The sequence below is a fragment of the Corallococcus exercitus genome, from assembly GCF_003611585.1.
In the GTDB taxonomy this organism is placed as follows: domain Bacteria; phylum Myxococcota; class Myxococcia; order Myxococcales; family Myxococcaceae; genus Corallococcus; species Corallococcus exercitus.
The window spans coordinates 1-12194 of sequence record NZ_RAVW01000295.1 but is presented as its reverse complement, the minus strand read 5'-3'; the positions used below and the strand labels follow the sequence as shown (position 1 = coordinate 12194).

Genomic DNA, 12194 nt, shown 5'->3' with positions numbered 1-12194 from the left:
TCCCCAGCCTTCATTCACAGGAGCCGTCTGACATGCGCATCGTCTACCTGCACCAGTACTTCAACACCCCCACCATGCACGGGGGCACGCGCTCCTATGAACTGGCGCGGCGCCTGGTCTCCATGGGCCACGAGGTCCACATGGTGACGTCCGACACCCGCACGGACGCCGGCACGGGCAAGCGGTGGCGTGAGACCAACGAGAGCGGCATCCAGGTGCACTGGCTGCCGGTGCCCTACAGCAACGCCATGAGCTACCCGGACCGCATCCGGGCCTTCGGCCACTTCGCGGTCAACTCCACGCGCCGCGCCGCGCAGCTGCCCGCGGACGTCTTCTTCGCCACCAGCACGCCGCTCACCATCGCGGTGCCGGGCATCGCCGCGTCGCGCTGGAACAAGCGGCCCATGGTCTTCGAGGTGCGCGACCTGTGGCCCGCCATCCCCATCGCGGTGGGCGCGCTCAAGAGCCGCTCCGCCATCATGGCCGCGCAGCTCTTGGAGAAGGCCGCCTACGCGGGCGCGGAGCACATCGTCGCGCTGTCGCCGGGCATGAAGGCGGGCGTGGAGGCGGCGGGCGTGCCGCCGGAGAAGATCACCATCATCCCCAACCTCTGCGACCCGGAGCGCTTCCAGGTGCCGCCGTCCGCGGGCCAGGAGTTCCGCCAGAAGTACGCGTGGCTGGGGGACCGGCCCATGGTGCTGTACGCGGGCACGCTGGGGCTGGTGAACGGCGTGGAGTACCTGGTGCGGGTGGCCGCGCAGATGCGGATGCTGGATCCGGAGGTCCGCTTCGTCATCATGGGCCAGGGCCGTGAAGAGGCCCTGCTGCACGGGCTGGCGGAGCGGCTGGGCGTGAAGGACGTGAACCTCTTCTTCCTGCCCAGCGTGCCCAAGGCGCAGGTGCCCGCGGTGCTGAGCGCGGCCACCATCGCCACGTCGCTCTTCACGGACGTGCCGGGCATGCAGGACAACTCCGCCAACAAGTTCTTCGACGCGCTCGCGGCGGCCCGGCCGCTGGCGCTCAACTACGGCGGCTGGCAGGCGGAGCTGCTGGACAAGGAGAACTTCGGCCTGCGGCTGCCCCCCAAGGACATCCCCGCCGCGGCGGCCATGCTGGCCAAAAGGCTGCGCGACCCGCGCTGGCTCGCGGAGGCCGGAGAGCTGGCCGGGAAGCTGGGCCGGGAGCGCTACTCCGCGGACATCGCGGCGAAGCGGCTCTCGGAGGTGCTGCAGCGCGCGGCGGCGGCCCGGTCATGACCGGGCGCTCGGTGGGGGGCAACTTCGTCTGGTCACTCTCCGCCGGGCTCGTCTACGCCCTCGCGCAATGGGGCGTCCTGGTGGCCTTCGCGCGGCTGGCCACCATGGAGGAGGTGGGCCAGTTCGCGCTCGCGCTGGCCATCACCGCCCCGGTGCTGCTGATGGCACGCATGCAGCTGCGCACGCTCCAGGCCACCGACGCCCGGGGCGCCTTCGGCTTCCAGCACTACATGGGCCTGATGGTGCTCAACGTCGCCGCGGGCGTGGCGGTGTGCTGCGCCATCGCCACGGTGATGGCGGACTCCCTGCACGCGGGCTGGGTCATCGCGCTGGTGGCGCTGGCCAAGGGCTTCGAGGCCGTGAGCGAGGTCTTCTACGGCGCGCTCCAGAAGGCGGAGCGGCTGGGGCTCATCGCCCGCTCCACCATCGCCAAGAGCGCGCTGTCGGCGGTGCTGGTGCCGCTGGCGCTGTGGCTCACGCACAGCCCCATCGCCGGCGCGGCGGCCCTGGCGTTCGCGTGGGCCATCGTCCTCTTCGTCTTCGACGCGCGGGCGCTGCGGCGCGAGTTCCCCGGCGTGCGCCCCTGGAGCACCCTCTGGCGCACGCCGTGGCGGACGGAGGCCCCGCGGCTCAAGGCCCTCTTCCTCCTGTGCTGGGTGCTGGGCCTCACCGCGCTGCTGGGCGCGCTCAGGCCCAACATCCCCCGCTACATCCTGGAGGCGCACGCGGGCCCGGCGGAGCTGGGCATGTACGCCGCGCTCGCGTACTTCGCCGCGCTGGGCGGGCGGGTGGTGCACTCCCTGGGGCAGGCGGTGAGCCCCCGGCTGGGGCGCTACCACGCGGCGGGAGAAGCGCGCCGCTACGGCCGGGCGCTGGCGGGCTTCGTGGCCGCGTCCGCGGGGGTGGGCCTGTGCGCCATCGCCGGTTCGGCGCTGTTCGGCCGGTGGGCGCTGACGCTCTTCTACGGCGCCGCCTACGCAGGCAATCTCAAGCTGTTCGTCTGGCTGATGGGGGCCGCGGCGCTGGAGTACGTCTGCCTGAGCCTCGCGGTGGGACTCACCGCGGCGCGCGAGCTCAAGGGCCAGGTGGTGCTGCTCGTCGTCTCCGTGGCCGTGGTGGCGCTGGGCAGCGCGGTGTGGGTGCCGCGCGTGGGGCCCGTGGGGGCCGCCTGGGCCCTGGGGCTGGGCTGGGTGTCGGAATTGGGATGCAGCGCCTGGCTGACCTGGCGTGTCTGGCGGCGGCTGACGGCGCAGCAGCCCGCGCAAGCGCTCCACGCCATCCCCAGCGCGCAGGGGGATGCCCGGGAACGGACAACAGGCTGAGGCCGGGGGGTCGTAGTGGCGGGCCGGAAGCGTTTCTAGCCTTTCCGGCTTCAAGGAGCGACGTCCCCATGCAAAGACAGGCAGGAACCGGGCTGTTCCTCAAGCGGTGCATCGACGTGGTGGCGGCGGGGCTGGGCTTGCTATGCCTTTCCCCGGTGCTGGCCATCACGGGGCTGTTCGTCCGGATGACGATGGGCGGCCCCGTGCTCTTCCGGCAGCCGCGGCCGGGCCGCCAGGGCCAGCTGTTCACCGTCTTCAAGTTCCGCACGATGCTGGAGGCCACGGACGCCAACGGCCAGGCGCTTCCCGACGAGCAGCGCCTCACCTGGGCCGGGCGGCTCTTGCGCTCCACCAGCCTGGATGAGCTGCCGCAGCTGTGGAACGTGCTCCGGGGCGACATGAGCCTCGTGGGGCCGCGCCCGCTGCTGGTGGAGTACCTGCCGCGCTACAGCCCGGAGCAGGCGCGGCGCCACGACGTGCTGCCCGGCATCACCGGCTGGGCGCAGGTCAACGGCCGCAACGCGCTCAGCTGGGACGAGCGCTTCCGGCTGGACGGCTGGTACGTGGACCACTGGAGCCTGGCGCTGGACCTGAAGGTGCTGGCGCTGACGGTGGTGCGCGTGCTCCAGCGCCAGGGCATCTCCTTCGCCAGCGAGGCCACGATGCACAAGTTCATGGGCAACCCGCCGCCGGAGTCCAACGTCGTGCCGCTCCGGCAGCAGGAAGCCAGCGCCGTCAGCCCGCCGTCCGCAGCCCATGCCTCCGGGGAACGTCGCGGACCACCTCCACCACCCGCTCGAGTTCCTGTCGCGTGAGGTTGGAGCCGGACGGCAGGCACAGGCCGTGGCGGAACAGGGCTTCCGCCACGGCGCCGCGCCGCCGCTCGAAGGTCGCGAAGACGGGCTGCAGGTGCATGGGCTTCCACACCGGCCGCGCCTCGATGTTCGCCCGCTCCAGCGCGGTGCGCACCGCCTCCCGGTCCGCGCCGAACGCCTCCGGGTCGATGGTCAGCGTGGTGAGCCAGCGCGTGTGCCGGCCCCACGGCGCCTCGGGCATGAACTCGATGCCCGGCAGGTCCCGGAAGGCCTCCGCGTAGAACGCCTGGTTCGCGCGGCGCGCGGCCACCCGGTCCTCCAGCACGTGCAGCTGCCCCCGCCCGATGGCGGCCAGCACGTTGCTCAGCCGGTAGTTGTAGCCAATCTCCGAGTGCTGGTAGTGCGGCGCCGTGTCGCGCGCCTGCGTGGCCAGCTTGAGCGCGTGCTGGACCAGCTCGCCGTCCGCGGACACCAGCATCCCGCCGCCAGACGTGGTGAGGATCTTGTTGCCGTTGAACGAATAGATGCCCACGCGGCCCACGGTGCCGGGGGCCCGCCCCTTGTACGTGCTGCCCAGGGCCTCCGCGGCGTCCTCCACCACGGGCACGCCGAAGCGGTCGCACGCGGCCATGATGGGATCCAGGTCCGCGCTCTGGCCATACAGGTGCACCACCACCACGGCGCGGGGCAGCCGGCCCACGCGGGCGCGCATGGACAGCTCCTCCTCCAGCAGCGCCGGGTCCATGTTCCAGGACGTGCGCTCGCTGTCGATGAAGACAGGGGACGCGCCCAGGTAGCGGATGGGATTCACCGACGCGGAGAAGGTGAGCGTGCTCACCAGCACGTCGTCGCCGGGACCCACGCCCACCAGCTGGAGCGCCAGGTGGAGCGCGGCCGTGCCGGAGCTCAAGGCCAGCGCGTGCGGGGTGCCCACGCAGCGGGCGAACTCCTCCTGGAAGGCATCGACGTGGGGCCCCAGGGGGGCAATCCAGTTGCTCGCGAACGCGTCGTCGACGTAGCCGCGCTCGAGCGTGCCCATGTGGGGCGAGGACAGGTAGATGCGGGAGGACATGCGAAAAGCTCCAGGCAAGACCGGGCATCCTGAGCCCGGCATTGCCTGGAGCGTTCGCACACTCCCTCCTCCCGCGCGCTCGGGCGGGAGGAGGGGGTGTCTGTCCGCATTGTGGAACTTGGCCTACAGCGCCGAACCCGCGCCCAGCAGCTTCGCGTTGAGCGCGCCGTTGCCGTAGAACTGGGTGTTCTGGCCCACGGAGTGGGTCTCCAGACGCTGCTGGAGGGCGGCGTTGTAGCGGCCCAGCTTCATCAGGCCGTCATTGAACCAGCCCGTGCCGGTGCCCGTGCCGTCCACGTACATGCCGTACTTCTTGGCGGACGGCCAGATGACGTTGTTGAGCGTCACGACGAACTTGCGCATGTCCGCGTCCGTCCACTCCATGCCCGCGTCGTGGGCTTCCACGAGGTAGGCCATCACGCCGTTGCCGTGCGCCACGTCCTGGCCGGGGCGCTTCTTGGAGCCCCACTCGGCGGCCCAGAAGTACGCGTTGGCGTTCACCGGGCTGGTCATCAGCTGACCGCGCAGCGACGAGGTGTTGTTGGGCATGTCACGGTTGATGTTGTTGAAGACGGTCAGGTACTGCGCCTTCTTCGTGGCGTCCGTCGTCATCTTCGACAGGTCCATGGCGATGTACGCCCAATGCGACGCCATGTGGGTATTCACGCGGTAGATGTAGCTGTTCGCGCCGCGCTTGAGCCACTTCTCGAACATGTTCCGTTCGGTGAAGGCCAGCAGCTTGTCGTACTGCGCCTTGTACGTGGCGTTGCCGTAGAGCGCGGGCGTCTCACGGATGGTGCGCAGCATGCGCGTCACGTAACGCCAGCAGTAGCTCTCGAACAGGGGGACTTCCTGGCCCAGCGTGTCCGAGCGGGCCGACGCCCAGCCCAGGTAGCTGTCCTTGAACTGGCTCTTGGGCAGCGAAGAAGACACCTTCGCGTGGTTGACCATGTTGTTCACATACAGCAAAGCCCGGTCCATGTACTGCGTCTTACCCGTGGCGCGGTACATCGCGGTGTTGCCGTCGATGCCGTAGGACAGGTCGTAGAACTGCCAGCTGTCCAGCGAGTTGCTCTTGGGGAGGAAGCTGGAGGTGTGCTCCGAGTTCCAGCGGTTCAGGAAGAGCGTCTCCCAGCCGGCGACCGTGCGCAGGCTGACCGCGGCCTGGGCAGTCGTCCCCAGGCCCTCCTCGGTGGTGGCGGGCGCTTCCGCGACCGCGTTGGCGTCCGCCTCCGGATTGGAGGGAGCCGCTTCGGCCTCCGGCTCGCCGGGAACCGCCGTGTTCTCTTCGGGGGAAGAGGGAGCGAGCGAGTCCGAATCAGGGGAGGCGACTTCGGTGCTGCCGGGGGTGTTGTCTCCGTTGTTACCGGCCGTGTTGGGATTGTCCTGCTCGGGGTTGGGGCCACACGCACCACCCACCAGCAGGGCAAGCGACAGCAGGGACGACAGGGCGCGACCAGACGTGTTGCGACGACGAGGTTCCAACATCAGGGGGGTCCTGTGGGGTAGCTCCCGTCGACGGCCCGGTAGGCTACCCTGTTGTGGGAACGCCGGAGTGCGTTCACAGGTCGCCAGAAGCCGTTAGCGCCCCTCGGAATTCCTTTGTGATTAGACAATAATTAAATCACGACTGTCTGTGAGTGTTCAGTCCAGGGCCACATGGGCCTGTCCGCCTGAGCCGGTTGGGAGATGTATGACGAGGACAGGGCAGGCGAGCGCCATGCTGGTTCCCGACGCGGGAGCCTCGGCGCTGTCAGAGGAGTACTTCCGCTCCGGGCATCACCTACGCGCCGAGCAGGTCACCCATACGCTGGTCATCAGGAACGACACGGATGGAACGTTGCGCGTGCCACTCATCGTGCGAGCGATTGAGGGAACGGCGTATCGCGACGCCATTTCTCCGTATGGGTTTCCGGGCGGCGTGATGGACGGATGGAGCGAGGTGCCAGCACATGCGGTGGATTGGCGGGCCACGGAGCTGGTCAGCATCTTCGTGAGGGAGCGGGTCCAGGGACCGCACTGCTTCTCGGGAGGTACGGCGCGCAACGAGGTCTTCTTCGTGGACCCGGGCCGCCCGCTCACACTGCGGGAGATGCACCGCCGGCACCTGCGGCGCAACGCCCGGCTGGGCTTCGTGAGCACCGTGCGTGCGTGCCGGGACGCGCCGCCCGAGGAGCGCGCGGCGTTCCAGGAGGTGTACCGGCAGACCATGGTCCGGGACCAGGCGTGCCACCGGTACTTCTTCTCGGACGCGTACTTCGAGGAACTGTTCGCGTCCCCGGTGGCCTGGCTCGCGACGACGCGTGCGCCGGAAGGCGACGTCGCCTCCGCGGCCCTGGTCGTCCAGAGCGACGGCCTGCTGCACTACTACCTGGGCGGAACGGCGGATGCGCACCTGGCGCGCTCGCCCGCGAAGAACGTCTTCGGGGAGATGATCGACCTGAGCGCCCGGCTGGGGCTCCCCCTCCACCTGGGGGGCGGGCTCAAGGCGGGGGACGGGCTGGAGGACTTCAAGCGCGGCTTCGCCAACGCCAGCGGCCGCGTCCACACGCATGAGCTCATCTGCGACGCGGCCGCGTACGCCGCGCTGGCGGAGGGCCGCTCCGCGGGCAGCTTCTTTCCGGCCTACCGCGCGCCGCAAGGGCCATGACGAAGCCCCGGCCTCCCGCGCCAGGAGCGCGGGAGACCGGGGCCTCATGGACGGCGGACAGGCCTGGGTGGGGTCAGGCGCTGACGTTCTTCTCCGCGGCGGAGGCCTTCACCGCCGGGAAGGCGGGCAGCACCTTCGCGACGGGCCCCGGCATCTTCGACGGGGTGTACGCGGGGATGAGGTCCTGGAGGGCGCGCTTCACGTCATGGACGTCGCCGGCCCGGGCCGCGCGGTCCAGGCGCTTGAGCTGGAGCTGGAAGTCCGCGGGCGGCGCCGGGCTGCGGGCCACCTTGATGCGGTTGCGCACCTGCTGGGTGAGCTCCTCCTCCTCGGACATGAGCACCTCCTCCAGCTTCTCCCCCGGACGCAGCCCCGTGTAGACGATGGGGATGTCCTTGTCCGGCACCAGGCCCGTCATGGTGATCATGTTCGCGGCCAGCTCCGCGATGCGGACCGGCTCCCCCATGTCCAGGATGCACAGCTCGCCGTAGCCGCCCAGGCCGGCCAGCACCACCAGGCCCACCGCCTCCGGGATGATCATGAAGTAGCGGGTGCAGTCCGGGTGCGTGACGGTGACGGGGCCGCCCGCTTGGATCTGCTGCTTGAAGAGGGGCACCACGCTGCCGGCGGACCCCAGCACGTTGCCGAAGCGGACGGCGCAGAACGTGGTGCGCGACGTGGGGGCGATGTCGCGGATGACCATCTCCGCCAGCCGCTTGGAGGCGCCCATCACCGACGAGGGCTTCACGGCCTTGTCGGTGGAGATGAGGATGAAGCGCTCCGCCCCGCAGGCGTCCGCCATGCGCGCCACGTTCTGCGTGCCGAAGACGTTGTTCTTGATGGCCTCCTCGGGCGAGTCCTCCATCAGGGGCACGTGCTTGTGCGCGGCCGCGTGGAAGACGTACTGCGGCGCGAACTCCACGCCAATGCGCATCATCCGGTCCAGGTCGCGGATGTCCGCCACCACGGAGTGCACCGGCACGTTCGGGTAGCGCGACTGCAGCTGGCGCACCAGCAGGTAGAGCTCGTTCTCGTTGATGTCCACCACCACCAGCGACGCGGGCGAGTGCCCCGCGACCTGCCGGACAATCTCACTGCCGATGGAGCCCGCGCCGCCGGTGACGAGGATGCGGCGGCCCGTCACCAGCCGGTGCACCTCCTCGTGGTCGAAGGCGATGGCGTCGCGGGGCAGCAGGTGCTCCGGGGACAGGTCGTGCAGCATGGCGGCGGTGATCTTCTGGTCCAGGTAGGCGAACGAGGCCGGGATGATCTTGAAGCTGACGCTCTGGTGCCGGCACAGGCTCAAGAGGTGCCGCGTGCGCTCCGGGGACAGCCGGGGGATGGCGATGAGCACCTGCGTCACCCGGTGCTTCTTCATCAGCTCCGGCAGCGCGTCCAGGACGCCCAGCACCGGCTTGCCGTTGAGGAAGGTGCCCTGCTTGCCCGGGTCGTCATCCACCAGCCCGATGACGTGCCACGGGCTCGTCCGGTCGCGCAGCAGGTCGCGCAACAGCAGGTCCCCGGCGCTGCCCGCGCCCACGATGAGGGTGCGCTGCGAGCCCTGCGCCCGGGCGCGCCGCTGGTCCAGGTACCACTGCCGCGCCATGCGCGGGGCGAAGCGGTGGAAGCCCAGGAGCGTGGTGGTGACGAAGAACTCCAGCGCGACCACCTGCCCCGGCAGCACCTCCGCGAAGAAGATGGTGCGCAAGAGTTCGAAGACGATGGTGGCCGCGAGGCTGGCCAGCTCCAGCCGGACCGCCTCGTGGATGCCGGAGCGGTGGAACGACCAGCGGTGCAGCCCCAGCGACACGAGCGTCACCAGGCGCACCGCCACCAGGAGCGCCACGGCGCGGGGCAGCGCCTCCCTGCACGCCGGAGGCAGCCCGTCAGCGAAGTGCAACACCGTGGCGAAGAGCAGCGAGCAGGCGATGAGGACCGCGTCCACGCCCAGCATCCGCAGCCAGCCGAAGCGGTGGGCCCTTCGCGGAACCTCCTCCGAGGCCTCCCGCGGCTCCGCGTCCATGCTCAGCGCATCCAGCTTCTGACCGTGATTCATCGATGTCTCCCCCTCCGACCTTGGCGTCCACGGAAGATCCGCCGTCCCCCCAAACGCGTAATCAGGGAGACACGCCCTAGCTCGGAAACTCGGACAAGGTGGACGCGCGTCCAGTGGGGCTAAAGCCGTCCAGGAGTGCTGTCAGACCCCATGGCCAGGGGGATGCGTGGCATTGAGCAGACGTCCTGCCCCACGGGATGGAAACCCAGACAGGCTCCGCGTCTTCCAGGTGCCGGTTGTTCACGGTCCCCAGGTCCACCAGGGCTGTGTTTCACCGATGTGACACGCCCCCTGCTGGAAGGGATGGGGCGCCCGTGGCGCGATGGCCGCGGCGGCTGACTGACACTCCGCGAGCCTTGCTCCCCTGGAGTCCGGCCGCCACGCTGGCGCCATGACGACTGAATTCATCCTGCTCCGGCACGGGGAGACGGAGTGGAACGCCCTGGGGCGCCTGCAGGGGCACCTGAACAGCTCGCTGAGCCGCGAAGGGCTGCGGCAGGCGGATGCGCTCGCGGGGCGTCTGGCCACCCTCTCCTTCCAGGCCCTCTACAGCAGCGACCTGGACCGCGCGGTGCAGACGGCGTCCCGCATCGCGACGAGGACGGGCCACGACGTCCAGCGGGATGCGCGGCTGCGGGAGCGCGGGCTGGGCATCCTCGAAGGGCTGACGCGCGCGGAGGCCGGCCAGCGCCATCCGGACATCTTCTCCGCGTACGCGGAGGGCCACGCGGACTACGTCGTGCCCGAAGGTGAGAGCGCGTCGCAGCGCTTGCGGCTGGCGCTGCACTGCCTGGAGGAGCTGGGCGCGCGCCACGCGGGGGCGCGCGTCGTGGTGGTCACCCATGGGGGCGTGCTCAGCGCCCTGCTGCGCCACTGCCTGGGCATCCCGCCCGCGACGCCGCGGGCCTTCTCCGTCCTCAACGCGGGCTGGAACCAGTTCGACCTCCACGAGGGGGGCTTGCGGCTGGTGACCTGGGGGGACGTCAGCCACCTGCGCGCGCTGAGCCTGGACGACACCTGAGCCGGCCTTCGCGCGAGGCCCGGGACAACCCCAGGAGTCCTCGAGCGCCGCTCCCGGCGCGGAGTTCCACCCGGACGGCCCTGCCGGATGGGGCCCGGGTGGCCCTAGAATGGAGCACGCCATGCGCACGCCATCCGCTCCGGGGCTGGGACCGCCCGCTGTCTTCGTGGGCCGCGCCCAGGAGGTACGGCGGCTGGGGGACATGCTGAGGCGCGTGCACACGGGGGTCGTCTACGGGCTGCCCGGGGCGGGCAAGTCCGCGCTGGTGGCGGCGGTGGCCGCGAAGCACCGGGGGCCCGTCGTGCACCGGCGCGTGCGTCCCGGGGACACGCTGGACACGGTGGTGGACGACGTGCGCCGGCTGCTGAGCGACGCGCCCGTGGCCCAGGCCCTGTCGGACGCGTCGCGGCTGGAGGCGCTGGCGGGTGAGTTGGAGGCGCGCCGCGCCCTGTGCGTGCTGGACGACCTGCATGTGCTCGGGCCGCCGGAGCGCGCGGCGCTGGTGGAGGACCTGGGAGGGAGGCTGCGGCAGGGCACGCTGCTGGCGACCTCGCGCGAATCGGTGCCCCGGCACGCGGCGAGCCCGGACCGGGTGGAGCTGCGGCTGGAGGGGCTGTCGGAGGAGGCCGCGCGCGAGCTGTGGCGGGAGCTGGACGCGCTCTACGGCGAGCGCGACGGCTTCGACGCGGCGTGGGGCCGTTCGAAGGGCCTGCCCTTCCTCCTGCGCCGGGCCCACGCGGGCGACACGGGCGGAGACGAACCGGTGCGCGCGGCGCTGGCGGCGCTGCCCGAGGACGAACGGCGGCTGGCCGCGATGCTCGCCTTGAGCCAGCTGCCACTCACCGCGAGCACGCTGGAGCAGGTGCTGGCGGGCGAAGGCTCGCGCCAGTCCGGTGCGACGCCGCCGAGGGACGGAAGCAACGCGGCCGGTGAGGCGCTGCTCAAGCTCGGCGCGAAGCTGCTGGTGGAGACGGACTCACGGGGCCGGTACGGCGTCCACGACCTCGTGCGCGAGGCGATGGTGTCCCTGCTGTCTCCGGATGAAGCGCGTGCCGCGCACGAAGCGCTGCTGGAGGTCCTGGTGCGCGAGCCCCTGCCCGCCGTGGTCCGGGTGCGCGGCGTGTGCCGCCACCTCCAGGCGCTCGGCCAGCACGAGGAGCGCGCGGCCTTCATCGTCGCGCAGGCGGAGCCGCTGGTGCGCCACGGCGCCGCGGACGAGCTCCTCGGCCTGCTGGACTCGCTGCCCGCCGCACTGCGCACGCCCCAGGTGCGGCTGGCCCACGCCCGCGCGCGGGTGCGGCTGCTCGACCTGCGCCGCGCCTACCCGGAGCTGCTGGCCCTGCGCGCCTCGCTGGAGGCCGCGGCCGGCGCACCGGAGCCGGAGTCCATCGAGTCCCTGCGCGAGGGCGTGGGCGCCGTGCTGGTGCGGGTGGCCCTCTTCGCGCTGGAGCCGGAGTCCTGCGAGCGCACGCTGGAGGCCATGCCGGTGCCGAGCAGCGCGGAGGTCTTCCTCCAGCAACTGCTGGCCTGGACCGCGCTGCGCTTCTTCCAGGGGCGGCTGGACGAGTCCCTGGCCATGCTGGACAACGCCGCCTCCGCGACCGGAGACCGGCGCGTGCTGGGGTGGTGCGCCTACGCCCGCGCGCTGATGCTCTGGATTGAAGGCCGCGACAGCGAGCTGGCGGAGCCCCTGGCTCAGTGCGTGTCATTGCTGGAGGACGCGCCGCTCGACTCGCGGGGCCCGCTGGTGGCGGCCATGTCCGCGGGCATCCTCAGCCGGCTGGGCCGCTTCACGGAGGCCGACGCCGCGCTCGCGAGCGCCCGGGAGCGGCTGGGCCAGCTGGGCGCGCCCCGCCTGGCGCTGGAGCTGGACTGCATCGCGGCGTGGGTGCGCGGTGAGCGAGGCCAGCGGCGCGCGGCGCTCGCGGCGCTGAGGGAGACGGAAGGCCGCGCGGAGAAGGCGCTGTCTCTTATTCACATCTCCGAGCCCACGAGACATGCG

At 71.2% G+C, this 12194-nt stretch carries 9 protein-coding genes; 6 read left to right on the top strand and 3 right to left on the bottom strand.

Annotated elements, in window-relative coordinates:
* From D7W79_RS29240 to D7W79_RS29230, 3 genes are all read left to right on the top strand, one after another.
* The coding region (locus D7W79_RS29240; RefSeq protein ID WP_244222028.1) for a glycosyltransferase family 4 protein at positions 1-1256 on the top strand (1256 nt) is incomplete at its 5' end.
* Positions 1253-2578: a lipopolysaccharide biosynthesis protein gene (locus D7W79_RS29235; protein WP_120528668.1), complete on the top strand. Its 1326-nt coding sequence runs from the start codon at positions 1253-1255 to the stop codon at positions 2576-2578. The genes D7W79_RS29240 and D7W79_RS29235, both read left to right, overlap by 4 nt.
* A 68-nt stretch (positions 2579-2646) precedes the next feature.
* On the top strand, positions 2647-3393 hold the full coding sequence (locus D7W79_RS29230; protein WP_120528667.1) for a sugar transferase: 747 nt from the start codon (positions 2647-2649) through the stop codon (positions 3391-3393).
* Here D7W79_RS29230 and D7W79_RS29225 read toward each other — a convergent pair.
* Both D7W79_RS29225 and D7W79_RS29220 read right to left on the bottom strand, forming a co-directional pair.
* The gene (locus D7W79_RS29225; RefSeq protein WP_120528666.1) at positions 3314-4465 is read right to left on the bottom strand and encodes an aminotransferase class I/II-fold pyridoxal phosphate-dependent enzyme; all 1152 of its coding nucleotides are present in this window, start codon (positions 4463-4465) and stop codon (positions 3314-3316) included. The genes D7W79_RS29230 and D7W79_RS29225 overlap by 80 nt on opposite strands.
* A gap of 123 nt (positions 4466-4588) precedes the next feature.
* On the bottom strand, positions 4589-5953 hold the full coding sequence (locus tag D7W79_RS29220; protein ID WP_120528665.1) for a RodZ family helix-turn-helix domain-containing protein: 1365 nt from the start codon (positions 5951-5953) through the stop codon (positions 4589-4591).
* A 232-nt stretch (positions 5954-6185) separates the two neighbouring features.
* Here D7W79_RS29220 and D7W79_RS29215 point away from each other — a divergent pair, with 232 nt between their 5' ends.
* A complete protein-coding gene (locus tag D7W79_RS29215) occupies positions 6186-7115 on the top strand; it encodes a GNAT family N-acetyltransferase (protein ID WP_120528664.1) in 930 nt (309 codons plus the stop codon).
* A gap of 73 nt (positions 7116-7188) precedes the next feature.
* On the opposite strand, the gene D7W79_RS29210 is transcribed toward D7W79_RS29215, so the two are convergent.
* The gene (locus D7W79_RS29210) at positions 7189-9171 is read right to left on the bottom strand and encodes a polysaccharide biosynthesis protein (protein WP_120528663.1); all 1983 of its coding nucleotides are present in this window, start codon (positions 9169-9171) and stop codon (positions 7189-7191) included.
* 391 nt (positions 9172-9562) lie between these two features.
* Here D7W79_RS29210 and D7W79_RS29205 point away from each other — a divergent pair, with 391 nt between their 5' ends.
* The gene (locus D7W79_RS29205) at positions 9563-10192 is read left to right on the top strand and encodes a histidine phosphatase family protein (protein ID WP_120528662.1); all 630 of its coding nucleotides are present in this window, start codon (positions 9563-9565) and stop codon (positions 10190-10192) included.
* 121 nt (positions 10193-10313) lie between these two features.
* Positions 10314-12194, top strand: a 1881-nt coding sequence (locus D7W79_RS29200; protein ID WP_147442111.1) for an ATP-binding protein, incomplete at its 3' end; no start/stop codon positions are given.